Annotated in this window: 24 protein-coding genes; 14 read left to right on the forward strand and 10 right to left on the reverse strand. The window is 70.7% G+C overall.

What is annotated here, in order from left to right; all coding sequences use genetic code 11:
• Window positions 1–73 precede the first annotated feature (73 nt).
• From fauA to AT699_RS14755, 5 genes are read left to right on the forward strand one after another with little or no spacing between them, the layout of a single operon-like run.
• Window positions 74–2,278, forward strand: coding sequence for a TonB-dependent alcaligin siderophore receptor FauA (gene fauA, locus AT699_RS14735; RefSeq protein ID WP_053498112.1), 2,205 nt, complete (start codon window positions 74–76; stop codon window positions 2,276–2,278).
• Between the two features lie 43 nt (window positions 2,279–2,321).
• Window positions 2,322–3,446 (forward strand): ABC transporter substrate-binding protein, encoded by a 1,125-nt coding sequence (locus tag AT699_RS14740; RefSeq protein WP_024068919.1) that lies wholly within the window; start codon window positions 2,322–2,324, stop codon window positions 3,444–3,446.
• Entirely contained in the window at window positions 3,446–4,486 is a 1,041-nt protein-coding gene (locus AT699_RS14745) for a FecCD family ABC transporter permease (protein WP_024068920.1), read from the forward strand. The genes AT699_RS14740 and AT699_RS14745 overlap by 1 nt, the downstream gene beginning before the upstream one ends.
• Window positions 4,483–5,538, forward strand: a complete 1,056-nt coding sequence (locus tag AT699_RS14750) for a FecCD family ABC transporter permease (RefSeq protein ID WP_024068921.1) — start codon at window positions 4,483–4,485, stop codon at window positions 5,536–5,538. Before AT699_RS14745 ends, AT699_RS14750 begins: the two co-directional genes overlap by 4 nt.
• Window positions 5,517–6,341 carry an ABC transporter ATP-binding protein gene (locus tag AT699_RS14755; RefSeq protein ID WP_024068922.1) on the forward strand — a complete coding sequence of 275 codons (825 nt, stop codon included), beginning with the start codon at window positions 5,517–5,519 and terminating at the stop codon, window positions 6,339–6,341. Before AT699_RS14750 ends, AT699_RS14755 begins: the two co-directional genes overlap by 22 nt.
• A gap of 73 nt (window positions 6,342–6,414) precedes the next feature.
• On the opposite strand, the gene AT699_RS14760 is transcribed toward AT699_RS14755, so the two are convergent.
• From AT699_RS14760 to AT699_RS14775, 4 genes are all read right to left on the reverse strand, one after another.
• Entirely contained in the window at window positions 6,415–7,167 is a 753-nt protein-coding gene (locus AT699_RS14760; protein ID WP_020927775.1) for an amino acid ABC transporter ATP-binding protein, read from the reverse strand.
• A gap of 25 nt (window positions 7,168–7,192) precedes the next feature.
• The gene (locus tag AT699_RS14765) at window positions 7,193–7,846 is read right to left on the reverse strand and encodes an amino acid ABC transporter permease (RefSeq protein ID WP_006395143.1); all 654 of its coding nucleotides are present in this window, start codon (window positions 7,844–7,846) and stop codon (window positions 7,193–7,195) included.
• A gap of 116 nt (window positions 7,847–7,962) precedes the next feature.
• The gene (locus tag AT699_RS14770; protein WP_006384525.1) at window positions 7,963–8,754 is read right to left on the reverse strand and encodes an amino acid ABC transporter substrate-binding protein; all 792 of its coding nucleotides are present in this window, start codon (window positions 8,752–8,754) and stop codon (window positions 7,963–7,965) included.
• A gap of 382 nt (window positions 8,755–9,136) precedes the next feature.
• Entirely contained in the window at window positions 9,137–10,210 is a 1,074-nt protein-coding gene (locus tag AT699_RS14775; protein ID WP_024068924.1) for an NAD(P)H-dependent flavin oxidoreductase, read from the reverse strand.
• 142 nt (window positions 10,211–10,352) lie between these two features.
• On the opposite strand from AT699_RS14775, the gene AT699_RS14780 reads away from it, so the two are divergent.
• A complete protein-coding gene (locus AT699_RS14780) occupies window positions 10,353–11,177 on the forward strand; it encodes a TlpA family protein disulfide reductase (protein WP_024068925.1) in 825 nt (274 codons plus the stop codon).
• 51 nt (window positions 11,178–11,228) lie between these two features.
• On the opposite strand, the gene AT699_RS14785 is transcribed toward AT699_RS14780, so the two are convergent.
• Genes AT699_RS14785 through AT699_RS14800 form a run of 4 tightly spaced genes read right to left on the reverse strand, consistent with a single transcriptional unit; the run spans window position 11,229 to window position 15,636 of the window.
• Window positions 11,229–11,570 carry a PhlB family protein gene (locus tag AT699_RS14785; RefSeq protein WP_020927779.1) on the reverse strand — a complete coding sequence of 114 codons (342 nt, stop codon included), beginning with the start codon at window positions 11,568–11,570 and terminating at the stop codon, window positions 11,229–11,231.
• Window positions 11,567–12,709 (reverse strand): thiolase family protein, encoded by a 1,143-nt coding sequence (locus AT699_RS14790; protein ID WP_024068927.1) that lies wholly within the window; start codon window positions 12,707–12,709, stop codon window positions 11,567–11,569. The genes AT699_RS14785 and AT699_RS14790 overlap by 4 nt, the downstream gene beginning before the upstream one ends.
• The gene (locus AT699_RS14795) at window positions 12,706–14,019 is read right to left on the reverse strand and encodes an MFS transporter (protein ID WP_006384464.1); all 1,314 of its coding nucleotides are present in this window, start codon (window positions 14,017–14,019) and stop codon (window positions 12,706–12,708) included. Before AT699_RS14795 ends, AT699_RS14790 begins: the two co-directional genes overlap by 4 nt.
• Window positions 14,020–14,052: 33 nt before the next feature.
• Complete coding sequence (locus tag AT699_RS14800; RefSeq protein WP_024068928.1) at window positions 14,053–15,636, reverse strand: ATP-dependent acyl-CoA ligase; 1,584 nt, start codon at window positions 15,634–15,636, stop codon at window positions 14,053–14,055.
• A 138-nt stretch (window positions 15,637–15,774) separates the two neighbouring features.
• Here AT699_RS14800 and AT699_RS14805 point away from each other — a divergent pair, with 138 nt between their 5' ends.
• Window positions 15,775–16,698, forward strand: a complete 924-nt coding sequence (locus AT699_RS14805) for a LysR family transcriptional regulator (protein WP_024068929.1) — start codon at window positions 15,775–15,777, stop codon at window positions 16,696–16,698.
• Between the two features lie 96 nt (window positions 16,699–16,794).
• A complete protein-coding gene (locus AT699_RS14810; protein ID WP_006384461.1) occupies window positions 16,795–17,676 on the forward strand; it encodes an MBL fold metallo-hydrolase in 882 nt (293 codons plus the stop codon).
• A 75-nt stretch (window positions 17,677–17,751) separates the two neighbouring features.
• On the opposite strand, the gene argC is transcribed toward AT699_RS14810, so the two are convergent.
• Complete coding sequence (gene argC / locus AT699_RS14815) at window positions 17,752–18,696, reverse strand: N-acetyl-gamma-glutamyl-phosphate reductase (RefSeq protein ID WP_058207596.1); 945 nt, start codon at window positions 18,694–18,696, stop codon at window positions 17,752–17,754.
• Between the two features lie 133 nt (window positions 18,697–18,829).
• Between argC and AT699_RS14820 the strand changes: the two genes are divergently transcribed.
• On the forward strand, window positions 18,830–19,726 hold the full coding sequence (locus AT699_RS14820; RefSeq protein ID WP_006384459.1) for a LysR family transcriptional regulator: 897 nt from the start codon (window positions 18,830–18,832) through the stop codon (window positions 19,724–19,726).
• A gap of 73 nt (window positions 19,727–19,799) precedes the next feature.
• Here the strand turns inward: AT699_RS14820 and AT699_RS14825 are convergent, their stop codons facing one another.
• A complete protein-coding gene (locus AT699_RS14825; RefSeq protein WP_020927787.1) occupies window positions 19,800–21,584 on the reverse strand; it encodes a chloride channel protein in 1,785 nt (594 codons plus the stop codon).
• 97 nt (window positions 21,585–21,681) lie between these two features.
• Between AT699_RS14825 and AT699_RS14830 the strand changes: the two genes are divergently transcribed.
• The 5 genes from AT699_RS14830 (at window position 21,682) to AT699_RS14850 (ending at window position 26,137) form a co-directional block, all read left to right on the forward strand.
• The gene (locus tag AT699_RS14830) at window positions 21,682–22,134 is read left to right on the forward strand and encodes a MarR family winged helix-turn-helix transcriptional regulator (protein ID WP_024068931.1); all 453 of its coding nucleotides are present in this window, start codon (window positions 21,682–21,684) and stop codon (window positions 22,132–22,134) included.
• A 106-nt stretch (window positions 22,135–22,240) separates the two neighbouring features.
• Window positions 22,241–23,407, forward strand: a complete 1,167-nt coding sequence (locus tag AT699_RS14835) for an HPP family protein (RefSeq protein WP_024068932.1) — start codon at window positions 22,241–22,243, stop codon at window positions 23,405–23,407.
• 68 nt (window positions 23,408–23,475) lie between these two features.
• Window positions 23,476–24,915, forward strand: a complete 1,440-nt coding sequence (locus AT699_RS14840) for a sensor histidine kinase (protein ID WP_058207319.1) — start codon at window positions 23,476–23,478, stop codon at window positions 24,913–24,915.
• Window positions 24,912–25,526 carry a response regulator transcription factor gene (locus tag AT699_RS14845; RefSeq protein WP_020927790.1) on the forward strand — a complete coding sequence of 205 codons (615 nt, stop codon included), beginning with the start codon at window positions 24,912–24,914 and terminating at the stop codon, window positions 25,524–25,526. The genes AT699_RS14840 and AT699_RS14845 overlap by 4 nt, the downstream gene beginning before the upstream one ends.
• Window positions 25,527–25,648: 122 nt before the next feature.
• The gene (locus AT699_RS14850; RefSeq protein ID WP_006385378.1) at window positions 25,649–26,137 is read left to right on the forward strand and encodes a GlcG/HbpS family heme-binding protein; all 489 of its coding nucleotides are present in this window, start codon (window positions 25,649–25,651) and stop codon (window positions 26,135–26,137) included.
• Window positions 26,138–26,147 lie beyond the last annotated feature (10 nt).

A 26,147-nucleotide genomic window follows, 5' to 3' on the forward strand; every position in this document is an offset into this window, starting at 1 on the left:
CAGCTCAACGGTAAAAATCAATAATTCTCATTACCAAATTTTTCCGTTGGAGCTTGTCCTCATGCCGTCCGTCCTGCCCCCGCCCGCCGCGCAATCGCGCCGGGTGCGCCCTCTTGTCTACGCGATCCAGACGGCCCTGTTCTGCTCTGCCCTGACCCACCAGCAGGCCTTCGCCCAGGACGCCGCCGGCGCCGAAGCCGGCGAGGTGGCGCAATTGCCCGCCGTCACCGTCAGCGGCGCGGGCATCCCCGGCACCACGGAAGGCACCCGCTCCTATACCACCGACGCCATGAACACGGCCACGGGATTGACGCTGTCGCCGCGCGAGACGCCGCAGTCCGTCAGCGTGGTCACGCGCCAGCAGATCGAGGACCAGGGCCTGCGCGACACCGGTTCGATCCTGGCGAGCGCGCCGGGCATTTCGGTCACGCGTAGCGATAGCAACCGCTTTGCGTTCTCGTCGCGCGGCTTCGATATCGACAACTTCCAGTTCGACGGCCTGAACTCGCCCATCCTCAGCCTGTGGAACTACGGCGCCACCGACATCGACTCGGCCATCTACGACCGCGTCGAGATCGTGCGCGGCGCCACCGGCCTGATGACCGGTTCGGGCAATCCGTCGGCCGCCGTCAACTTCATCCGCAAGAAGCCGCTGCGCGAATTCGCCCTGTCCGGCAGCGCCAGCGCCGGCAGTTGGGATCAGGTCGGCGGCAACCTGGACCTGTCGGTGCCCGTCACCGAAGGCGGCCGCATCCGCTCGCGCTTCGTCGCCGCCTACGACCAGGGCGACAGCTACGTGACCTTCCTGGATTCGCGCAAGCGCACCTTCTATGGGGTCATCAGCGCCGACCTCACGCCGGACACGGTGCTCACCGCCGGCATCGAGTATTCCCGCAACCAGAGCAACGGCTTCGGTAGCGGCTTTCCGCTGTTCTACAGCGACGGCTCGCGCACCGACTTCAACCGTTCCGTGGCCAACAATACCCGCTGGGCTCGCATCGACACCGAGTCCACCACCACCTTCGTCGACCTGACGCACCGTTTCGCCAACGACTGGAAGGTGCGTGCCGCCTACAGCCACAACGATGGCGACTATCGCATGAAGCAGCTGTTCCGCGGCGGCTACCCCGACCGCGTCACGGGCGCGGGCATGACCAGCGCGTACAACAACTATGATGGCGACCGCTCGCGCGATGACATCCACCTGACGGTGTCGGGCCCGTTCCAGTTGTTCGGGCGCAAGCACGAACTGGCGCTGGGCTGGATGAGCGTCAACGACCACAGCAATATCGGCCAGTACCTGCAGACCGGCGCCAAGCCAGCCCTGGGCAGCTTCTTCGACTGGCGCCAGGATCACGTCGCCGAACCCACCTGGGCCGCCAACAAGACGCCCGCTGACGACCTTCGCGTCAAGCAGACCGGCGCCTACGCGGTAGGCCGCTTCTCGCTGGCCGATCCGTTGCACCTGATCCTGGGCGGACGCTGGAGTAACTGGGAAACCAACCAGACCTACTTCGGCAGCAAGCGCCAGTACAAGATCAACGATCAGTTCACGCCCTACGCCGGCCTGCTGTACGACATCAACAGCACCTACACCGCATACGCCAGCTATACGGAAATCTTCCAGCCGCAGAACGCCCGCTCGCCCAGCGGCTCGATCCTGCCGCCGATCGACGGCAAGAGCTACGAGGTCGGCCTGAAGGCCGCCTACCTGGACGGCTTGCTGAATGCCTCCGCGTCGCTGTACCAGACCCGCCAGAACAACCTGGCACAGGCGATCCCGGGCGAGTCGGTCATCGGCATGCCCGGCACCCAGGCGTACCGCGCCGTCTCCGGCGCCAAGGTCGAAGGCTTCGAACTGGAGACCAGCGGCCAGCTCATGCCCGGCTGGAACCTCGGCGCCAGCTACACCCACTTCACCGCCAAGGACGCCGACGGCAAGCCGATCAACACCAGCCATCCGCGCAGCCTGTTCAAGGTGTACACCACCTACCGCCTGCCGGGCGACCTGCACCGCCTGACCGTGGGCGGCGGCATCGACTGGCAAAGCCGCATCTATCGGTCCGCGGCCAGCCCCCGCGGCAACGTGGACGTGGAACAAGGCAGCTACGCCCTGGTCAACCTGATGGCCCGCTTCGACTTCAGCAAGCAGGTCTCGGCCACCCTCAACCTGAACAACGTCTTCGACCGCAAGTATTACGACCAGATTGGCTTCTACAGCCAGGGCTGGTATGGCGCGCCGCGCAACGTCATGCTGACCATGCGCGCGCAGTATTGAAGATGGCATCGCACGGCTGCAAGCCAAGGAGGACAGCGGCACAATGCATTTGAATCTGGCGATCGCGGCGCGGGCAGGCCGCCGCGCACTGGCCGGCCTGGCGGCGCTGGCCCTGGCCGCCACCCTGGCCGCATGCGACCGCGCGCCTGCCATTCCCGAGCCTGCGGCAGGCACCGCCCCTGCGCCCTCCGCGGCAGGCAAGCCGGCCGCCGCCCCACCCGTGACGGCCAGCACCGTCGCGGGCTTTCCCGTCACGCTGGAGACCGCCCTGGGCCCTGCGGTGATCCCCGCCCCGCCCAAGCGCGTCGTCGCGCTCGGCCTGGGGGCGGACGACCTGGTGCTGTCGCTGGGCGTGGTGCCGGTGGGCGTGGGCCGCGCCGACTGGGGCGGCGACTCGGACCATTACTGGCCCTGGGTCCGCGCCGCGATCGAGGCGCGGGGGCAGCCACTGCCCGAGCGCATCACCGTCTATCCCGAACTGGATATCGAGAAGATCATCGCGCTGCGGCCTGACGTGGTGCTGGCCCCCTTCTCCGGCGTCAGTCCCGAGGCCTACGCGCAACTGTCGCGGCTGGTGCCGGTCGTGGGCTATCCGGAGCAGCCTTTCCTGACCCCGGTTGACACGCAGATCGACCTCATTGCCGCCGCCCTGGGCACGCGCGAGGCCGCCGCGCCCCTCAAGGCCCGCATCCACGATGCGCTGGCGCAAGCCGCGCGCCGCTATCCCGAACTGTCCGGCAAGACCTTCGCCTACGTGCGCGCCGATCTCGGCTCGGGCAACTTCGCCGCCTACGTCGCCGGCGACCCGCGCGTCGACACGCTCAGCGCCATGGGCCTGACGCTGGCGCCATCGGTGCGCGGCCTGCGCGCCAGCGCCGGCCACTTCGCCCATTACCTGGGCTTCGAGCATGCCGACGCGCTGGGCGATGCCGACATCCTGGTGTCCTGGTTCTACACGCCACAGGAACGCGACCGCGCCGCGGCCATGCCGCTGTATGCATCGATCCCGGCGGTGCGCCGCGGCGCCTACGTGGCATTGAGCGACCCGGCGCTGGTGATGGCCTCGTCCTCCGGCACGCCGCTGGCGGTGGCGTGGATGCTGGACCGGCTGGCGCCCCGCCTGGCCGAGGCCGCGCGCCACGCCGGAGGTAACGGAGCCGGCCCCTGATGCCGCCGCCTTTCCCGCCGCCCGCCGCGCGCAACGACCAGCCGCTCCAAGGCGCGCGCCGGCTACGGGCGCCCCTGTTGCTGGCGGCCTGTACGCTGCTGGCTGGCGCCGCGCTGGCCAGTCTTTGGCTCGGCTCGCGCGGCCTGTCGGCGGCCACCGTGTGGCGCGTATTGCTGCAACCGGACGACAGCCATGCCGCGCTGGTCGTCGCCTCCCGCATCCCCCGCACCCTGTTGGCGTTGCTGACCGGCGCCGCCCTGGCCGTGGCCGGGGCGCTGATCCAGGCGCTGACCCGCAACCCGCTGGCCGACCCCGGCCTGCTCGGCGTGAACGCCGGCGCGGCCGCCTCCATCGTGACGGCGGCATTGCTGCTGGGCGGCCTGCCCGCCCATCCGTTCTGGGCTGCCTTGCCCGGCGCGCTGGGCGCGGCGGCGGCGGTCTACCTGATCGGCGCGGGCGGCCGGGGCCTGCAGCCGGTACGGCTGATCCTCGCCGGCGCCGCCGTCAACGCGGTGCTGTTTGCCTACGTGCAGGCCGTGGCGCTGCTGCGCGACGATATCTTCGACGCCTACCGGTTCTGGGCCGTGGGCGCGCTGGCGGGGCAATCGCTGGACGTCGCCTTGCGCGCGGCGCCATACATCGGCACCGGCCTGCTGCTGGCCGCGATGCTGGCGCGGCCGCTCAATCTGCTGGCCCTGGGCCAGGCGCTGGCCCAGGCGCTGGGACTGCGCACCAGCCTGTACCGGCTGCTGGGCCTGCTATGCGTGGCGATACTGGCGGCGGCCGCCACCGCGGCCGCGGGCCCGATCGCCTTCGTCGGCCTGGCCGTGCCGCACATCGCCCGCCGCTACGCCGGTCCCGACCTGCGCTGGCTGCTCGCCTATTGCGTGGTGCTCGGCCCGTTGCTGATGCTGGTCGCCGACATCCTGGCGCGGCTGTTGCGGGCGCCAGCGGAACTGCTGACGGGCGTGGTGGTGGCTTTCATCGGCGCGCCATTCCTGCTGGCCGCCTTGCGCAAGCGCGCGCGGAGCCTGGCATGAAGCATCGCGCGCATTCCGTCATCTCGTCGGCGCGCGTGTTGCGCGCAGGCGCCTGGCTGGCCTGGCCCGTCGCGCCCCGCGCACTGGCCTGGGCAGCGCTGCTGCTGGTCCTGGCCTGCGCTCTGCTGGTCACCGCCCTGCTGACCGGCGAGCCGACGCTGTCCTGGCAGGCGCTGGGGCAGACGCTGCTGGGCGCCGGGGGCGCCGTGGATCGGTGGCTGGTGCATACCGTGCGCCTGCCGCGCGTCCTGACCGCACTGGGCGCGGGCGCCGCGCTGGGCCTGTCGGGCGCGCTGTTCCAGAGCCTGACCCGCAATCCGCTGGGCAGCCCGGACGTGATCGGCCTGACCGCCGGCGCCTCGGCCGGCGCCGTGGCCGTGGCGATGGTCTGGCCCGGGCTGATGCCGGTGGCCTGGGGCGCGGCGGCCGGCGCGCTGCTGGCCACGGCCGGCGTCTGGTTCGGTTCCGGCGCCGGCTTCGCCGCGCCCCAGCGCATGGTGATCGCCGGCATCGCGGTCGGCGCGATCGCCTTCGCCTTCGTGCAGTATGGCCTCTCCAACCTGCGGCGTGAACAGGCCTATCTGGCGGCCGCCTGGCTCAATGGCAGCCTGGCCGGCAGAACGTGGACCGATGTCTCTCTGATCGCGGGGGCCTGCGCCGTGTTGCTGCCGCTGGCGCTGGCGCTGTGCGCCCGCCTGCGGCTGCTTGAAATGGGCGACGACCTGGCCCAGGCGCTTGGCGCCACCGCGTCGCGCAGTCGCCTCGCCGCCACGCTGGTGGCGGTGCTGGCCGCGGCCGCCGCGGTCACCGTGGCCGGCCCCGTCGCCTTCATCGCCCTGGCGGCGCCGCAGATCGCGCGCCGCTGCGTGCGCGCCAGCGGCCCGCAGCCCCTGCTGGCGGCCCTGACCGGCGCCGTGCTGCTGGCCGCTGCCGACCTGCTGACCCGCGCGGCTGGCGCCAATGGCCTGCCGGTGGGCGTCCTGACCGCCGGCATCGGCGGCGTCTATCTCGCATCTCTGCTGGTACTCGAATGGCGCAAGACCTCCACCTGAACGATCCGGCCAGCGGCATGTCCGCCCTGCAACTGCGGCAGGTCGGCCTATCCTATGGCGATACCCCTGTGCTGCGGGACCTGTCGCTGGCGGTGGCCCCCGGCGCCTTCACGGCGGTGGTCGGCCCCAACGGCTGCGGCAAGTCCACGCTGTTGCGCGTGCTGGGCGGCGCGTTGGCGCCCACCCAGGGCCAGGCGTTCCTGGACGGCGCCAATCTGGCCAGCCTGCGGCGCAAGGCGGTGGCGCGGCGCCTGGCCTACCTGCCGCAGAACCCGGTGGCCCCTGAAATGATCACCGTGCGCGACCTGGTGGCGCGCGGCCGCTATCCGCACCAGACCCTGCTACGGCAGTGGTCGGCGGACGACGCCCGGGCGGTTGACGCGGCGCTGGCCGACACCGACCTGGCCGAGCTGGCCGACCATCCCGTGCACACGCTGTCCGGCGGCCAGCGGCAGCGTGCCTGGCTGGCGCTGGTGCTGGCGCAGGACGCCGGCATCATGCTGCTGGACGAGCCCACCACCTTCCTCGACATCCGCCACCAGATCGACCTGCTGGAGCTGTGCGCGCGCCTGCACCGGGCCGGGCGCACGCTGGTGGTGGTGTTGCACGACCTGAACCTGGCGTTCCGCTACGCCGATCGCGTCGTCATGATGCGGGCCGGCGCCATCGCGGCGCAGGGCGAGGTGCGCCAGGTGGTGACGGAGGACGCCATGCGGCGGGTGTTCGACCTGGATTGCCGGGTGCTGCCGGATCCGGAGACCGGCAGCCCGATGATCGTGCCGCGGCGCGGCGGCCAGCGCTGAATCCGGCTGCGCGCCACCTCAAGGCCGGTGCGCTGGCGGCGGGATGGCCGGGGGAACGAAGCCGGTACCGCCCTTACAGCATGTGCGCCAGGAACTCGCGGCTGCGCGGATGCTGCGGCGCGCGGAAGAAGTCGGCCGAGGGCGCCTCTTCGACGATGCGGCCTTCGTCCATGAAGATGACGCGGTGCGCCACTTCGCGGGCGAAGCCCATTTCGTGGGTCACCACCAGCATGGTCATGTGCTCGTCGGCCAGCTGGCGCATGGTGCGCAGCACTTCGCCCGTCAGCTCGGGGTCGAGCGCCGAGGTCGGTTCGTCGAACAGCATGATGTCCGGCTCCATCGCCAGCGCGCGGGCGATGGCCACGCGCTGCTTCTGGCCGCCGGACAGGCGCGTCGGATAGTTGTCGCGCTTGTTCAGCAGGCCGACCTTGCGCAGCAGTTCCTCGGCCTTGGGCACGATGGCGGCGCGCGCCATGCCCTTGACGATCATGGGCGCTTCGATGATGTTCTGCAGCACGGTCATGTGCGGGAACAGGTTGAACGACTGGAACACCATGCCCATCTTGCGGCAGATGCGGCGCACGTCCCCGTCGCTGGCGTAGCGGCTGTGGCCGCCCGGCACCGCCGTGGCCAGGGCTTCGCCCTCGATCTCGATGGTGCCGTCGTCGATGGTCTCCAGGTGGTTCAGGCAGCGCAGGAAGGTGCTCTTGCCCGAGCCCGACGGGCCGATCACCGCCACCACCTCGCCCTTGCCCAGTTCCAGCGAAACCTGGTCCAGCACGCGGTTGGCGCCGAACGACTTGACGATGCCGCGCGCCGAGATCATGGCGCCGCGACCGCCGGCGGACGGATTACTGGTCGTATTTGGCATAGCGCTTTTCCATACGCTGGAAGAACCACGTCAACACCAGCGTCATGATGAGATAGAAGGCGGCCGCGACCAGGAACGGCGTGGTCGTGAAGTCGCGCTGCACGATGCCGCGCGCGGTGCGCAGGATGTCGTTGAGCGCCAGCACGTAGATCAGGGAGGTGTCCTTGACCAGCGTGATGGTCTCGTTGCTCATGGGCGGCAGCACCCGCTGCACCATCTGCGGCAGCACGATGCGGCGCAGCGTCTGCAGGTAGGTCATGCCCAGCACCTTGCTGCCTTCGTACTGGCCGCGATCGACCGACTGGATGCCGGCGCGGAAGATCTCGGCGAAATACGCCGCGTAGTTCAGCGCGAACGCCACCACCGCCGCCGGGAAGTCGGGCAGGCGGATCCCAACCACCGGCACGAACGGCAGCGCGAAGTAGATGAACAGCATCTGCAGCATCAGCGGCGTGCCGCGCATCAGCCAGATGTAGCCGTTGACCAGCTGGCTGACGAAGCCCCACTTGGAGATCCGCAGCAGCGCCAGCACCAGGCCCAGCGGCACGGCCAGCGCCAGCGTGATGAAGAACAGCGTCAAGGTCACTTTCGCGCCTTGCGCCAGGGGTCCCAGGAGGGAGAGTACGTAGTCCATGCGGATGGGTGGGCGCCTTGCCGGCGGGAGGAATCAGGAGCGGGAGAGGCGGCGTGGGGAAACGCCGGACTGAAAAACGCCCGGACCGCGGCGCGGTCCGGGCGTTTCCCGGGAGATTACTTGACGATGTTGGCGCCGAACCATTGGGTCGCGATGCGGCCGGCGGTGCCGTCCTGCTTCATCGAATCCAGGGTCTTGTCGAGCTTGCCCAGCAGTTCGGTGTCGTCCTTGCGCACGCCGACGCCGTAGTCTTCGGTGCCGAAGTTGTCGTCCAGCACACGGTATTCGCCGGCGCGCTTGCTGATCAGGTAACGGCCCACGACTTCGTCGACCACGATGGCGTCGAGGCGGCCGGCGGCCAGGTCCATCAGCGCGGTGACGTTGTCGCCGAACTTCTTGACTTCCTTGATGCTGCCGGCGACCGGGTCCTTGGCGATGGCGTCGGTGGCGCTGCTGCCGTCCTGGGCGCCGACCACCTTGCCGGCCAGATCGGCCTTGGCCTTCACCGGCGAGGCGTTGCCGACGATGATGATCTGGTGGTTGGCCATGTAGGGCGCGGTGAAGCTGATGTTCTTCTTGCGCTCTTCGGTGATGGTCAGGCCGTTCCAGAGCACGTCGACGCGCTTGCCGTTCAGTTCGGCTTCCTTGGCGCTCCAGTCGATCGGCTTGAATTCGACTTCCAGGCCCAGGCGCTTGCTGGCTTCCTTGGCCATGTCCACGTCAAAGCCGACGATCTGGTTGTTGGCGTCGCGGAAACCCATGGGCGGGAAGTTGTCGTCCAGGCCGACGACGACCTTGCGGGCGGCGGCCGGGGCCTGCGCGCTGGCGGCCGGCGCGTTGTCGGACGGGCCGCAAGCGGTCAGCATCGTGGTGGCGGACACGAGAAGAACAGCAGTCAGTTTTTTCATGTTTATCGAGGGCGCGAGGCGCAGGAATGAAGAAGGCCGGAGGGCTCGACGAAAGCCGCGAGCCGGTTATTTTAGCGTTCCTGGAAATATGTGTTTCATCTCGGCCATATATAGGGCCAAGCGCCAGGGTCGAAGAGCCGGGCGAAAGGCGGCGCGACCGGCCCGCCGACGCCGGCGCGGCCCCCGCCCGGGGCCGGCGTCCGGGCTACGCCTTGACGACCCGGTGTGCTGTCCCGCAGATACGCCCGCGCGAAATCCACCCCTTGACGCCATGGCGTCGTTGCAAATCCTCGCGATACCTACGGGTAGCACTGCGGTTTGCGCCTAGCCCTGACGCCAAGGGATGAATTTCGTCATGCGGACGCATCTACGGGACAGCACACTAGCCCGCCCGCGCCGCCATGCCCGCGCGCAGGCCGGCGGCGCAGTCGAGCGCGTCGTCCCACAACTGGCGGGTCAGGGCCTCGGCGTCGGTCTCGCGCGCCAGCGCGGCGGCTTCGCCCGACCAGAGCAGCGAGAAATCGCCGCTGCCGCGCTTTTCCACCGCCGCCCGCAGCGGATCGACCGCCCCGGTCGCCAGTGGAAACGCGGGCGCCACCGCGCTCATCGGCCCCTGTTCGCGCATGAAGCGCGTCAACAGCCCGCGCGCCGGGCGGCCGGTGTACAGATTGGTCAGGCGCGTGGCGTCGTCGCGCGCCGCGCGCACCGCCTGGCGGTGGATGGCCGAGCGGCCCGCCTGCGGCGTCAGCAGATAGGCGGTGCCCAGCTGCGCCGCCGCCGCGCCGAGCGCGAAGGACGCGGCGATCCCGCGCCCATCGGCGATGCCGCCGGCCGCGATCACCGGCACGCCGACAGCGTCCACCACCTGGGGCAGCAAGGCGTACAGGCCCGGCTGGGCGCCGATGTCGTCGGTCAGGAACATGCCGCGATGGCCGCCGGCCTCCACGCCCTGGGCGATGATGGCATCCACGCCACGGGCGTCGAGCCAGCGCGCCTCTTCGACCGTGGTGGCGGACGACAGCACCATGGCCCCGGCGCGCCGCACCCGCTCGAGCAGCGCCTCGTCCGGCAAGCCGAAATGGAAGCTGACCACCGCTGGCCGCAGTTCCTCGACCACCTGGCACATGGCCTCGTCGAACGGCGCGCGGCCCGGGCCGCTGCCGGCGGCCGACAGCTCCAGCCCGGCCTCGCGGTAGTACGGCGCCAGCGTCTCGCGCCAGCGGGCCTGGGCCGCCTCGTCGGTGGCCGGCGGGGTGTGGCTGAAGAAATTCAGGTTGAACGGCGCGTCGGTCTCGGCGCGGATGGCGGCGATCTGCTCGCGCAGCGCGTCCGGACCGAGCGCGGCACAGGCCAGCGACCCGAGCGCGCCGGCGCGGCAGGCGGCAATCGCCAGCGGGCTGAAGGAGCCGACCATCGGCGCTTGGATCAGGGGCAACAGCGAAGGCAGCGGTTTCATCTGGGGCACACGACGGCAATGGAGAACGTCAGAGCATATCGCAACGACATGCTAGGCTTGGGCCTTCCCCCTACTCGCATCACGCCATGGAATTTCGCAGCAACGGCCGCCCCGCCCTGGCCGCGCGCCGGGAGCGCGCCGCATGAGTCCCGCCCTCCGTCTTGGCCCCCTGGTATTTCCCATCGAACTGGCGCTGCTGGCGGCCGCCGTCGTCGTCGGCCTGGTCGCCGGCCGCCTGCTGGCCGGCGCGCGCGCCGAGGACGCCGGCCGCGCATTGTGGCGCTGCCTGCTGCTGGGCCTGCTGGTGGCCCGGCTGGCCTTCGTCTGGCAATACCGCGATCACTTCCTGCAGGATCCGCTCAAAATGCTGGACCTGCGCGATGGCGGCTGGTCCGGGCCGGCCGGCCTGGCCGCGGCGCTGCTCTACGGCGCCTACGCCGTGCTGCGCGACCGCGCCCCGCGCCGCGCCGTGCTGGCCGCGATGGCGCTGGGCACGGCCGTCTGGCTGGGCGGCGGCCGCCTGCTGGCGCCGTCGGCGCAGCCGCAGCCCCAACTGGCGGCCCTGTCGCTGCAACAGCTCGACGGCAAGCCCGCTACGCTGGCCGCCTTCCAGGGCAAGCCCACGGTCGTGAACCTGTGGGCCAGCTGGTGCCCGCCATGCCGCCGCGAGATGCCGGCCTTCGAGCAGGCCCAGGCGGCCAACCCCGACATCCATTTCGTCTTTCTGAATCAGGGCGAAGCGGCAAGCACCGTGCGCCAGTACCTGGACGAACACGCGCCGTCCCTGGCCAACGCCCTGCTCGACCCGGCCGGCGACGCCTCGCGCCAGATGAGCAACCGCGGCTTGCCCGCGACGCTGTTCCTCGACGCCCAGGGCCGGCTGATGGACCTGCGCGTCGGCGAACTGTCGAGCGCCACGCTGGCGCAGCGGCTGGAAGCGATCCGGGCGGCCGACCCCGGCCAGTGAGCCGCGGGGCCGGCAGGTTCCAGCCGGCCCCGCCAGCAGCATCCCGGGACGTCAGTCCTTGCCCGGGGCGGCTTCGATCCCGGGCAACGCCTGTGCCCAGGGCAGCGCCACTCCCTGCTCGGTTCGCCCAAAGAGGCGCAGGCGTTGGCCCGCGCCGTGCCGCGGCGCCTGCGGCAGGCGCACCACCAGCAGCGGCCCGCGCGGCAGCGCATTGACGGTGGCGAAGACGCTGCCGCCCTCGCCCGCCTTGCCGGACACGCGCGTCCACGCCAGCAGCTCGGCTTGCTCCACCGCCACCTCGCGGGCCCGCTCGTGCCCGCAGGCCGGGCACCATAGCCGCGCCGGGTAGACCCGGTGCCCGCATTGCCCGCATTCCATCACGCTGAAACTCATGCGTCCTCCCTGGCCAGCACCGCCGCGTTGGCGCACATGCCGTAGCGCAACTGCACCATGCCGTAGCCGGTCGCCACGCCATGGCGCGCGCCCGCCACCTGGCGCGCGCCGGCCCGGCCCAACAGCTGGCGCGCCACTTCCGCCAACCCATGCATGCCCCCGGCCGTGCCCGCCTGCCCCGCCGACAGCTGCCCGCCCGCGGTGTTCACGGGCAGGTCCCGCGTGGCGATGCGGCGCGCGATGAAGCCCGGCAGGTCATCCGCCGGCGCCAGGCCCAGGTCGCACAGCTGGGCCACGGCCATCGCCGGATAATCGTCGTACACGCCGATCACGTCCATCTCGTCCGGCCCCAGGCCGGCCTCGGCCCACAGCGCGGGCGCGAACCCGGCAATGCCCGTCACCAGGCCGTCGCCCTCCTGCTGGTCGGCGTTGTAGCGCGCGCCGCTGGCCCGCAGCGTGACGCGCACGCCCTGCGGCCGCGCTTGCAGCACCAGCGCGCAGGCGCCACTGACCACCGGCACGCAATCGAGCCGGCCCAGCGGCTCGGCCACCATCGGCGCCTCCAGGTACTGCGCCAGCGTCAGCGGCTGGCGATAGGCGGCGTTGGGATTGCCCGCCGCCCAGGCGCGCTGCGCCACGCACAGCGCGCCATAGTCCTCGCGCCGCAGGCCGGTTTGCGCCATCTGCCGCTGCGTCAGCATGGCGAACAAGGGATTCGGCCCGGCGCAGCCCAGCGGGCTCAGGTAATCCTGCGCGCTGCGGTTGTAGCGCCCCACCAGTTCGGCGAAATCCGCGCCGCTGAAATGGTCGCCAGCCACCAGCACGATGGTGCGCGCCTGCCCGGCCCGCAGCGCCAGCCAGGCATGCCGCAGCATGTTGATGGCGCTGGCGCCGCCCATCTCGTCCTGCATGCACCAGTTCAGCGTCAGGCCCAGCCGCCACGCCATGTCGATAGCGCGATCGGGGCGCAGCGTGAACGAGGCCAGCCCCAGGCCGTCGACGTCGGCCGGGCGCAGCCCGGCATCGTCCAGCGCCAGGCGCAGCGCCTGCGCGATCAGCGTGGCCGTGTCGCAGCCGGGCTCGGGATTGCGCAGCGCGGGCGTCTCGCCCACGCCGACGATGCCCGGGCCGGCGTTCATGCCGATTCCTGCCGCGCGGGCTCGCGCGTCAGCAACAGCGTGATGACCGTGATTGCCGCCATGCCCACCAGGAACCACGCCACCGGCGTGGCCGATTCATACTTGCGCAGCAGCGCCATGGCGATCAGCGGCGACAGGCCGCCGGCGAACACCGAGGCCAGTTCGTGGCCCAGCGCCAGGCCGGTGTAGCGCACCTCGGGCGGGAACAACTCGGCGAAGTACGCCGGCTGGGTGCCGATCATGGCGGCGTGGCAGACCGTGTTGCCCAGGAAGAACGCCAGGAAGATCCACACCGGCTCCCTGGTCTGCACCAGCCAGAAGAACGGAAACGCCGCCAGCATCAGCCCGGCCGAGCCGATCAGGTAGACGGTGCGCCGGCCGATCCGGTCCGACAGGTGGCCGAACCACACCAGCGTGCCCAGTTCGATGAACATGGACGCCAGCACCCCGCCCAGCATCACGTCGTTGGGAATCCCCAGGAACTTGCCGTAGGCCAGCGCGAACGCCAGGAAGATGTATGAGCCGCCGTTCTCCGCCACCCGCAGCCCCATGGCGGTGAACACCTGGCGCGGATAGCGGCGGAACACTTCCACCGCCGGCATGCCGCGCTTGGCGGTCTTCTTGGCCTGCACGAACTCGTCGCTTTCCGGGATGTGCTTGCGGATGTAGAGGCCGATGCCGAAGATCAGCACGCTCAACAGGAACGGCAGGCGCCAGCCCCAGCTCATGAAGGCGTCCTGCGGCAGCTGCTGCGCCAGCATGAAGACGCCCGATGACAGCACGAAGCCGCCGGCCACGCCCAACTGGCTGAACGACGAGAAATAGCCGCGGCGCTTGCCGCCCACCGCCTCGCTGATGAGCAGCACGCCGCCGCCCCATTCGCCGCCGGCCGCCGCGCCCTGCAACACGCGCAGCACCACCATCGCCACCGGCGCCCAGATGCCGACCTGTTCGTAGGTGGGCAACAGCCCGATCAGGAAAGTGGCCGCGCCCATGATGCCCAGCGTCCATTCCAGCGCCAGCTTGCGGCCGTAGCGGTCGCCGATGTGGCCGAACACCACGCCGCCCAGCGGCCGCGCCAGGAAGCCCACGGCAAAGCCGGCGAAGGCGCCCATGGTGCCCAGCAGCGGGTCGGTGCCCTTGGGAAAGAACAGCTCGCCGAACACCAGCGCCGCCGCGGTGCCATAGATGAAAAAGTCGTACCACTCCATCGCGTTGCCGGCGACGGACGCCATCACCACCCGCCGCGTGCGCTTCCTGCGGGCCTGCTCGTCGGCGCTCTGCGCCGCGCCCTGGTATGCCAACGTCATGCTCTTGCCCCTTGTTCTATATATGGACGGGATTCAGCGCGCCACGCGGTAGCCGGCGGCGTCGCGGTCCCAGGTGTCATCCGTCACGCCCTCATCGCGCAACCGGAACTTGCGGACCTTGCCGTTCTCGGTGCGCGGCAGGTCGTCCAGCACGCGCAGATAGCGCGGCACGGCGAAATACGGCATGCGCGGCTGGCAGAAGTCCAGCAATGCTGCGGGCGTGAGCGCGCAGCCCGGCTTGCACACCAGCGCCGCCATGACCTCGTCCTCGGCCAGTTCCGAGCGCACCGCGTAGACCGCCGCCACCGCCACCGACGGATGCGCCAGCAGCACCTGCTCGACCTCGTACGACGAGATGTTCTCGCCGCGCCGGCGGATCGCGTCCTTCATGCGGTCCAGGAAACGGAAATAACCATCGGCGTCGCGCACCACGCGGTCGCCGGTGTGGAACCACAGGTTGCGCCAGGCCTCGACCGTCTTGTCGGCCATGCCGAAATAGCCGGTGGCGATGGCGAACGGCGGACGCGCGCGCAGCAGCAGTTCGCCGGCCTGGCCATCGGGCAGCGGCGCGTCGTGCTCATCGGCCACGATGGCCTCGAACTCGGGCGCCACGCGCCCCATGGTGCCGGGACGCTGCTCGGCCAGCGTGCCGCCCAGCGCGAAATTGGTCTCGGTGGAGCCATAGCCTTCCAGCAGCGCGATGCCGGTGCGGCCCGTGAAGGTGGCATGGAAGCGTTCCGGCACGCCTGGCGCCAGCGCGATGCGGGCGCGGTGGCCGCTTTCGGCGGCGGACGGTTCGCGTGCCAGCAGCATCGGCACCATGGCGCCCAGCAGATAGGTCACGGTCGCGCCGGTGGCCGCCAGCCGCTCGAAATAACGGCTGACCGAGAAGCGCTCGTCGCAGACGATGGCGGCGCCCGTCGCCAGCGCCTGGAAGCAGGCGTTGAGCGCGTTGGTGTGGAACAGCGGCAGGCTGGTGTAGAGCACGTCGTCGACGTCGATCCCGAGGTTACGGGCGGCGATGACGCCCCACCAATGGAACTGGGCATGCGGGCAGCACACGCCTTTGGACAGGCCCGACGTGCCGGACGTGTAGAGGATCGCCAGCGTGTCGCCTGGCCCCAGTTCGGCCGCCGGGATGGGCGCGTCGGGCAACGGCGGCACGGGGGTGGCGGGCGCCGGCAGGCCGGCGTCGGCGCCGGCTTCTCTGGGCGGGACGTCGTCCAGCAGCCAGATGCGCCGCAACGCCAGGCCCGCCGCGTCCAGCCCGGCCAGCGCCGGACAGGAGGCCGTGTCTGCCACCAGCAGCACACAGCCGCTGTTGGCCAGGATGTGCTGCAACTGCATGCCGCGCGACGCGGTGTTGATGGGCACGACCACCGCGCCCAGCCAGCCGCAGCCCAGCACCACCGACAGGAACTCGATGCGGTTGCCCGCCATCAGCCCGACGCGGTCGCCGCGCGCCACTCCGGCCGCGGCCAGCAGCGCTGCCCAGCGCGCGGCGTGCTGCGGCGCCTCGGCATAGCTCAACGCCCCACCCGGCGCCTGGACCCATGGACGCCGGCCCTGGCGGGCGGCCTGGTCGCGCAACAGCGACGGCAATGTCAACGCTTGCATGGCGTGCTTTTCCCCTTGTTGTCGGCGGCCGGCGGTCGGTGCCGCGGCTCGTGAAAATTAGTCTAGGAATCAACTATTTATGTGTCAAATTTATGGGTATTATTCATTGCATAAGGTTGACTGATAACAAGGGCGGGCATGGACTTCGACTTGAATCTCATGCGGGTTTTCCTGACCGTGATGCACGAACGCAGCGTCACGCGCGCGGCCCAGCGCCTGCAGCTGACGCAGCCCGCGGTCAGTTATGCCCTGGCGCGGCTGCGCGAGAAATTCGACGATCCGCTGTTCGTGCGCACGCCCGCCGGCATGCGGCCCACGCCGGTGGCCTTCGCCCTGGCAGATCCGATCGAACGCGGCATGCACAGCTTTGCCGAGGCCATCAGCCTGCGGCAGCATTTCGAGCCTGGCAGCAGCACGCGGCGCTTTCGTCTGTCGATGTCGGACATCGGCGAAATGGTGTTCCTGCCCAGTCTGATGGAGCGCGTGCACGCCCTGGCGCCGCGCCTGCAGGTCGAGGTGGTGGAGGTGCCGCTGGAACAACTGCCGCAGGCGCTCAAGGACGGCGAAATCGACCTGGCCATCGGCAACCTTGCCGGCCTGGGCCGCCACACGCGCCATGCCGACCTGTTCAGCGAGCGCTACGCCTGCATGGGCCGTCGCGGCCATCCCGTGCTGGCGGCCGGCCTGACCCGCGGCCAGTTCAAGCGCCTGGACCACATCCTGGTGGCCTCGCGCGCCAGCGCCCATCGCCTGCTGGACGACGTGCTCGGGGAGGCCGGGCTGCACCGCCAGCCCTACCTGACACTGCCGCATTTCTCGGCCGCCGCCGAAATCGTGCGGCGCACCGACCTGACGGTCACGCTGCCGCATCGCGCGGCGGTATGGTTCAACCGCGACGGCGCCTTCGAGATCCGGCCGCTGCCGCTGGCGCTGCCGCCCCTGAGCGTCACCGTGCACTGGCACGCGCGCTTCGAAAGCGACCCCGGCACGCGCTGGCTGCGCACTCTGGTGGTGCAGACCCTGGCGGATCCGGCCGGCGACGCCCCGCCTGCCACTATTTGACCGATCAACGCAACAGACTCGCGCAGGCATCACGGTTTATCTGACCGAATGGCGCAACTAGACTGCCGTCATTCCCTCTCTTTCCAGGAAACCGCCATGTCTCCCCTGCCCACCCTGCGCCGCCTGCTGCCCGCCCTGGCGCTGGCCCTGTCCACTCCCGGCCTGGCCGCCGCCACCGAACTGACCCTCACGCCCTACAACCCCGGCAACGACGCCATCTTCCAGGTTTCGTCCGTGCTCGTCAGCGGCCAACGCGAGGCAATCCTGATCGATGCCCAGTTCGGCAAGTCGCAGGCCGAACAGTTGGTGGCGCTGGTGCGCGCCAGCGGCAAGACGCTGACCACCATCTACATCAGCCACGGCGACCCGGACTTCTACTTCGGGCTCGACACCGTCCTGGCGGCGTTTCCGCGGGCCAAGGTCGTGGCCACCGCCCCCACCGTGCGCCATATCCGCGACACCGTGGACGCCAAGCTGGCGTTCTGGGGCCCGAAGCTGGGCGCCGACGCGCCGCGCAAGGCGGTCATTCCGCAAGTGTTGGAAGGCGACACCCTGACGCTGGAAGGCGAAACGCTGCGGATCACCGGGCTGGACGGCCCGCAGCCCGACCGCAGCTTCGTCTGGATCCCGTCGCGCAAGGCGGTGGTGGGCGGCGTCGTGGTGTTCGGCAACCTGCACGTGTGGACCGCCGACACGCAGACGCCGCAATCGCGCGCCGATTGGCTGGCAACGCTGGCCCGCATCGAGGGCCTCAAGCCCACCACCGTGGTGCCGGGCCATTACGCTCCCGGCGCGCCGTTGACGCTGGATTCGGTGCATTACACCCAGGGCTACCTGCGCGCCTTCGAGGCCGAAGCGGCCCAGGCCAAGGACGGCGCCGCGCTGATCCAGGCGATGCGCGCGCGCTACCCGCAAGCCGGCGCCGCCGCTTCGCTGGAGATCAGCGCCAAGGTGGCCAAGGGCGAAATGAAGTGGTGAAGCACTGAAAGGGGAAACGGCGCCGGCCGTGCTGGCCGGCCAAGAGGCGCGTCCGATGGCGCGCCCCAATTGCGTTCAGGCCTCGGCCGGCGCCAGCGCCTCCAGCATCAGGTCCAGGTTCTGCACCGCCGCGCCCGACGCGCCCTTGCCCAGGTTGTCGAACACGGCGCTCAGCAGCACCTGGCCATGCGCTTCATTGCCATGCACCGCCAGCCGCAGGTCGTTGGTGCCATTGAGCGCCTGCGGATCCAGATGGGTCTGCGCGGCGGCCTCCTGCGGCGCCGCCACCTGCACGTGGCGGCTGCCGTCATAGTGCCGGGCCAGGCATTGGTGCAATTGCGCGGCCGTGACGCCGGCCGGCAGCAGGCGCAGTTGCAAGGGCACGGTCAGCACGATGCCCTGCCGGAACGCGCCGTACGACGGCACGAACACCGGCCGTTGCGACAGACCGGCGTGGCGCTCGATTTCGGGCGTGTGCTTGTGCGCCAGGCCCAATCCGTAGACCTGGAAGGCCAGCCCGCCCGTGGCGCCCGGCGCCTCGTAGGCGTCGACGCTGGCGCGCCCGCCGCCCGAATAGCCGGACACGGCGTGGATCGCCAGCGGATAGTCGGCCGGCACCAGGCCGACCCGCACCAGCGGCCGCAGCAAGGCGATGGCGCCGGTGGGATAGCAGCCCGGGTTGCTGACCCGTTTGGCTTCGGCGATGCGCCGCGCCTGCGCCGACTCCATTTCGGGGAAGCCATAGACCCAGCCGGGCGTGGTGCGATGCGCCGAGCTGGCGTCGATCACCCGCACCTCGGGGTTGGCGATGGACGCCACCGCCTGGCGCGCCGGTTCGTCGGGCAGGCACAGGATGGCGATGTCGGCGGCATTGATGGCCTCGGCGCGGCGCCGCGCATCCTTGCGGTCGGCCTCGGGCAAGGTCAGCAGGCGCAGGTCGGCGCGGCCGCGCAGCCGTTCGTGGATCTGCAGGCCGGTGGTGCCCTGGTCGCCATCGATGAATACAAGAGGATGCGTCATGTGCGTGCCTTTGCGGAAGAACCGGCGCGCTGCCGGAGGATTGCGGGGATGGATGCCATCATTGCGCAATGCCAGGCATAGGAAAAGTCGAATATCATGACGATTGAATTCAGATTTCCTGAACGAGACCGCCATGCGTGAAATCAACCTTGACCGCCTGCGCACCCTGGTCGCCATCGCCGACCTGGGCTCGTTCGCCGAGGCCGCGCGCGCGCTGCACCTGGCGCCGCCCACCGTCAGCCTGCACGTGGCCGACCTGGAAGCCCGCATCGGCGCGCCGCTGCTCACGCGCACCCGCGGCCAGGTACGGCCCACGCCCATCGGCGACACCCTGCTGGAACGCGCCCGCCGCCTGCTGGCCGACGCCGACCAGGCGCTCGACGACGTGCAGCGGCAGGTGCAGGGCCTGGGCGGCCGGGTGCGGCTGGGCGCGTCCACCGGCGCCATCGCCCATCTGCTGCCGCGCGCGCTGGAAACCCTGGGGCGCGAACATCCCGGCATCGACGTGCAGGTGGCGGTCCTGACCTCGCAGGAAACGCTGCAGCAATTGCGCGACGGCACGCTCGACGTGGGCCTGGTGGCGCTGCCGCAACCGCCCGTGCCCGGCCTGGTGCTGCGCCCGTGGCGGCGCGATCCCATCATGGCCTTCCTGCCCGCCGCCTGGGACGCGCCGGCGCGCGTCACGCCCGCGTGGCTCGGCGAACGGCCGCTGATCCTGAACGACGCCAGCACCCGGCTGTCGCGCCAGACCGGCGAATGGTTCGCCGGCGCCGGCCTGAACCCGCGCCCGCGCATCCAGCTGAACTACAACGACGCCATCAAGAGCCTGGTGGCGGCCGGATACGGCGCGACCCTGCTGCCGCACGAAGCCACCGCGCCGCAACCCGATCCGCGCATCGTCATGCGGCCCTTGCGTCCGGCACTGTGGCGGCCGCTGGGCATCGCGCATCGCGATGGCCAGGTCGAGCGCGCCACGCAGCACGTGCTCGATGCGTTGTGGCTGTTGCGCGCGGCCGGCGGGCACCACTGATCCAGCCAGTCGGGGGCGGCGGCGCGCACCGGCCTTCGCGATTCGCGCAGTGGCCGCTGGCGAGCCAGGCGCATCAGGCTCCGGAAGATGGCGCCCGCCGCAGGAATGCCGCGCGCTCGCTTTCCTCGCGCAGGCGCCGGGCGCGGCTGCGGAACAGGTCCTTGCGGCCGACGATGCCCAGCACCCGGCCGGTGCCGCGCTCCAGGATCGGCACGCGGCCGGCGCCGGACAGCGCCATGCGGTCGGCGATCTGGCTGGCCAGTTCCTCGGGATAACCGTAGACCAGTTCGCGCCCTTGCAGCGCCTGCGCCAGGGTCTGCTCTTGCCGCGCCGGCTCCAGCGCCCAGGCCAGGCTGTCGGCGCGGGTCACCTCGCCCACCGCCACGCCCTCGGCATCGATGACGGGATAGCTCGTGTGCACCGGCTGCGCGGTCGTGAAATGCGCGATCGCCTGCGCCACCGTCAAGGCGTCCGGCAGGGTCTGCACCGGCGTGGTCATGACCTGGCTGGCGCGCAGCAGGTCGAATGGATCGACCCGGTATTCGCGGCTGATGTGGTGGCCGCGGCGCGCGATTTTCTCGGTCAGGATGGAACGGCGCAGCAGCAATACCGTGACGCCGTAGGCGAACACGCAGGCGGCCAGCACCGGCAGCAACGCGCCCAGGTTGCCGGTCAGCTCGACCGCGAACAGCGTGGCCGTCAGCGGCGCGCGCATGGTGCCGCCCATCATCGCTGCCATGCCCACCAGCGCCCAGAAGCCCGGCGCCGCCTGCGGCAGCCACGGCGTGGCCAACGCGCCCAGGGCGCCGCCGAAGATCAGCAAGGGCGCCAGCACCCCGCCCGAGGTGCCCGAACCCAGCGCGATCGACCAGATCGCCACTTTCACCACCAGCAGCAGCAACACCGCCTGCAGCGCCAGGTCGCCGGCCAGCAGGTGGCGGATGTTGTCATAGCCCACGCCCAGCGCGGCCGGGTCGATCAGGCCGCCGATGCCGATGGCCAGGCCGCCCAGGGCCGGCCACCACATCCAGTGCAGCGGCAGTTTCTCGAACAGGTCCTCGGCCGCGTACACCAGCGACGTCAGCACGCCCGAGCCCAGCCCCGCCAACACCCCCACGGCGGCGCACGCCAGCAAGTGCCACGGCGTGAACGACATGGCGCCGGCGTAGCTGAAGACCGGCCCGGCATCCAGCACGAAGGCGCGCGCGGCGGCGGCCACCAGCGCGGCGGTGGCCACGGGCAGGAAGCTGCGCGGCTTCCATTCGAACAGCAGCAGCTCCACCGCCAGCAGCACCGCGGCCAGCGGCGTGGCGAAGATCGCCGTCATGCCCGCGGCCGCGCCCGCCACCAGCAGCGTCTTGCGCTCGCCATCATTCAAGTGGATGGTCTGCGCCAGCAGCGAGCCGATGGCGCCGCCGGTCATGATGATGGGCCCCTCGGCGCCGAACGGGCCGCCGGTGCCGATGGAAATGGCCGACGACACCGGCTTGAGCACCGCGACCTTGGGCGCGATGCGGCTCTTGCCTATCAGGATGGCTTCCATCGCCTCGGGAATGCCGTGGCCGCGGATCTTCTCGGATCCATAGCGGGCCATCAGGCCGATGATGAGGCAGCCGACGACGGGAATCAGCACCGACGCCGGCCCGAGCCGGCCGGTGGTGATGGGCAGGTCGGCGAACGAAAACAGGCCGTGGTAGGCCAGGTTGGTGCACAGCGCGATCAGGCGCAGCAGGGCCCAGGCGGCGGCCACGCTGGCCAGGCCGGTCGGCACGGCCAGCGCCATCAGCAGCACGACACGTTTGTCGGTGGTGAAGTCGCCCAGCCGCAAGGCGCGGGCGGAAGAAGAAACGGGAGGCATGATTCGAGGGGAAAGGGAAGAAAACGGCAAGCCGGGCGGGAGGGAGATTTGCGAAAGATCAAATACATCGTATCACGACATATATTAGAATCGGCCCGTGAAACGTTCCAAGCCCCCCGCCCTGCCCTCCGCCTCGGACTACGTACTGCTGGCCGATTTCCGCTACGCGCTGCGCAAGTTCGCCGCCTTCAGCGAAAACGCCGCCGCCGGCCTTGAACTGATGCCGCAGCAGCACCAGGCGCTGCTGGCCATCAAGGGCAGCCGCCCCGGCGCGCCTGGCCGACGCGGCCTGTACGTGGGCGAGATCGCCGAACGCCTGCTGGTGCGACCGCACACCGCCGCCGAACTGGTCAACCGGCTGGAGCGGCTCGACCTGGTCAGCCGCGAACCCGATGCCGCCGATGGCCGCCGCGTCGAAGTGGTGCTGACCGACAAGGCCGAGCGCATCCTGGCCAGCCTGTCGGCTTCCCACCTGGAAGAATTGCGCGCCATGCGCCCGCTGCTGACACGGCTGCTGGCGCGCATCGGCGACGATCCCGCCGACCGCTGATTCCCGCGTTTCTTATCACTTGCAGGCATAAGCTCATGCCGCCGCCCGGCGCGCCGCGTGATAAATTGTCGTCCCCCGATATATCTGGAACGGCGAGGAGAAGGTTTTGGGTGTGGCAATCAAGCGCTGGCTGGGTGCGTTCGCGCCAGCGCCGGTCGGCGTCAATACACGCGAGAAGCTCTATGGCGCGGTAGGCGCGCTGGTCGGGCTGTTCTGCACCGAATGGGTCGGACACCATGCGCTGGGCAGCGCCAATCCGTGGTTCATCGCACCCATGGGCGCTTCCGCCGTGCTGCTGTTCGCCGCGCCCGCCAGCCCGCTGGCCCAGCCCTGGTCGATCATGGCGGGCAATTTCGTCTCGGCCCTGATCGGCGTGTTCTGCGCCCAATCGATCGCCGACCCCGGCGTGGCCGCGGCTACCGCCGTCGCGTTGGCGATCGCCACCATGTTCTGGCTGCGCTGCCTGCACCCGCCCAGCGGCGCCGTGGCCCTGACCGCGGTGCTGGGCGGACCGCAGGTGGCGGCGCTGGGCTATGGCTTCGCGTTGTGGCCGGTGGCCTTGAATTCCGCCATCCTGCTCAGCATCGCCGTGGTCTTCAACGGCCTGCTCAAGCGCAACTACCCGCGCCGCCACGCCGAACCGGCCACCAATCACCAGACCCGCGATCCGGCGCCCAGCGCGCGGCTCGGTTTCTCGCGCGCCGATCTCGACCAGGCCCTGGCGCAGCGCGGCGAGCTGCTCGACATCAGCAAGGAAGACCTCGAGGAAATCGTGCTGGCGGCCGAGTTGCGCGCCAGCCGCCGCCGCTTTGGCGACGTGCGCTGCGCCGACATCATGTCGCGCGACGTGGTCTCGGTGCAGCAGCAGGATCCGCTGGACTACGCCGTGCGCCTGTTCGACAAGCACCGGCTGCAATGGCTGCCGGTGCTTGATTCCGCCGGCCACTACGCCGGCATGCTGGCCCAGGGCGACGTGCTGGCGCGCAAGAGCCGGCCGGCCCAGGTGGCCGCGGCCGGCGGCGCGCCCGCCGACCTGCTGGTGGCCGACTGCATGCGCTCGGAAGTGCCGTTCGCCCACCCCGACCTGCCCGCGATCGAACTGGCCCGCCCCATGTCCGACAGCCTGCACTGCGTGCCGGTGCTGGGCGAGGACCGCGTGCTGGTCGGCCTGGTGACCCAATCCGACCTGGTGGCCGCGCTGCACCAGATGGCGCTGTCGGCCGCTTCCCAGACCGCGCCCGACACCGACGACAGCGACCGCCTGGCCGCTTGAAGCGGCGGCGCCCGCCTCCGTAGCCCTACGGATTCCGGGGCGGGCGGCCCGCAGGGCATAATTCCAGCGTGAAGCCCCCCTTGCGCCACCGCGCCCTCCTCTACTGGCTGGTCCTGTTCTGCCTTGGCGCCCTCTGGATCGGCCGCCAGCACTACGTCGACCAGTACGACCGTTTTTTCCAGGACACCAGCGTGGCGCAACGCATGCTGAGCCAGAAGACCGTGCAGCACGAAGCCGTGCTGGCCACGCTGGCCGCGCTGTCGCATCCGCCCGCGCCCGAACGGCTGTTTCCCAGCCTGCGTCCGGCCATGCCGCAATTGCGCGCGCTCGGCTACCTGCCGGACGGCGCCTGGGCCGGCAGCGCCCCGGAGCCGCCCGGCCTGCGCGCCGCCGTGGCGCAGGCCCGCGGCCTGGGCCGCCCCGTCACGCTGCCGCTGGACGCCGCCCGCTACTGGCTGGTGTCGCCATCCAGCTGGAGCCTGCTGGTGGACGCGCGCGACCTGCTCGCCGCGGCCGACTTTCCCGCCGGCCTGGCCAACCTGACGCTTGCCATCGGCCCGCAGCCGCTGGCGCTGCTGCAACGCCAGCCCGAACCCGCCCCGTCCGGCTGGCCGCTGGCGCTGGCCAAACCGCTGGGCGCGGCCAGCCAGCCTTTCATGCTGCACAGCGCGCGCACGCTGACGCCGGCCACCTGGCCCTGGCTGCCGTGGCTGCTGTGGGCCCTGACCAGCGCGCTGCTGGTGGCGGGCGTGTCGGCCGGCCGACGCTCGCGCGCCGAGGCCAGGCGCCAGCAGGAACAGGCGCGCGTCGCCGCGATGGCGCGCCTGAGCACCCTGGGCGAAATGGCGGCCGGCATCGCCCACGAGCTGAACCAGCCGCTGACCGCGATCCTGGCGCAGACGCGCGCCGCGCAACGCCTGCTGGACGACGACGAGGAACGCCCCACGGTGCGCCGCGCCTTGCTGGCCAGCGCCGAACAGGCCAAGCGCGCCGCCGACATCATCACTCGCATGCGCGCCCTGGTGCAGCCCAGCGCGCCGGGCCGGCGCGAAGCGCTGGACCCGGACGCGCTGGTGGCCTCGCTGCGTTTCCTGCGTGAACCCGAGCTGGCGCGCCAGGGCATCCAGCTGAGCTGGCGCAACGCCAGCCCCCAGGCCCGGCCGCTGGCCGACCGGGTGGCGCTGGAACAGATCCTGCACAACCTGGTGCAGAATGCCGCCGACGCGCTGGCCGGCGCCTCCGGCGCCCGCCACATCGCGCTCGAAGGCCGCGCCGACGGCGCCACCTACGTCTTCAGCGTCAGCGACAACGGCCCCGGCATCGCCGCCGACGCCTTGCCCCGGCTGTTCACGCCGTTCTACACCACCCGCGCCCAGGGCATGGGACTGGGCCTGGCGCTTTGCGAAACGCTGGCCGGCGCCATGGACGGCCGCATCGCGGCGCGCAACCTGCAACCCGCGGGAGCCTGCTTCACCCTGGCGCTGCCGCTGGCCGGAGACGCCGCATGAACCTGTCCGCCCAATCGCCGCTGGTCTACCTGGTCGATGACGACGACGCCGTGCGCGACGCGCTGGCGCTGCTGCTGCGCACCGTCGGCCTGCGCAGCGAAAGCCATGCCGACCCGCAGCAATTCCTGGCGCAGCTGGCGCCGCAGGCCATCGGCTGCGTGGTGCTGGACATCCGCATGCCCGGCATCAGCGGGCTCGACGTGCTGGCGCGGCTGGCCGATACGTCCGACCTGCCGGTGGTGATGCTGACCGGCCACGCCAATGTCGACCTGTGCCGCCGCGCCTTCAAGGGTGGCGCCATGGAATTCCTGCAAAAGCCGGTGGACGACGACGTGTTCCTGGACGCCGTGCAGGCCGCCGTGCGCGGCCACATCGCCCGCCGCGAGCGGCTGGCCGTGACGCAGGCCGCCGCCGACCGCCTGGCGCGCCTGTCGACGCGCGAGCACGCAGTGCTCGAGCGCATCGTGCAGGGCATGAGCAACAAGGAAATCGCGCGCGAGTTCGACCTGTCGCCGCGGACCGTCGAAACCTATCGCGCCAACGTCTTCGCCAAGCTCGAAGCCGACTCGCTGGCGCAGCTGATCCGCCAGTACGCCACGCTGCTGGACTGAAGCCCGGCCCGCCGCCTCCGTAGCGCTACGGAGGCGCGTGGGTAATCGGGCGTATACCGCGCCGCCGCCCTTTTGGCCACACTGACTGCTCCTGATCCCCACACGAAAAAAGGACGCAGACCATGACCCGCCACCCGCTCGCCGCCCTGGTTGCCACGCTCGCCGTCAGCGGCGCCGCCCAAGCCGCCGTGCTCACCGAAAGCAATATCTCGACCGCCGACGCCCAGAAGCTGGCCAGCGCCGCCGTCGCCGCCTGCCAGGCCAAGGGCTACAACGTCAGCGCCTCGGTGGTCGACCGCGCCGGCCTGCTCAAGGCCTTCGTGCGCGCCGACAACGCCGGCCCGCACACCATCGAAGCCAGCCGCGCCAAGGCCTTCACCTCGGCCTCCGCCAAGGCGCCGACCCTGGCCATCATGGAAAACGCGCAGAAGAACCCCGGCGCCGCCAACCTGACCGACATCCCCGGCTACCTGCTGCTGGGCGGCGGCGTGCCCATCAAGGCCGGCAACAACGTCATCGGCGCCATCGGCGTGGCCGGCGCGCCGGGCGGCAACCTGGACGCGCAATGCGCGGATACGGTGCTGGAAGAGAACGCGGCGTTGTTCAAGTAAGCGGTGCGCG

It is taken from the genome of Achromobacter xylosoxidans, from assembly GCF_001457475.1.
In the GTDB taxonomy this organism is placed as follows: domain Bacteria; phylum Pseudomonadota; class Gammaproteobacteria; order Burkholderiales; family Burkholderiaceae_B; genus Achromobacter; species Achromobacter xylosoxidans.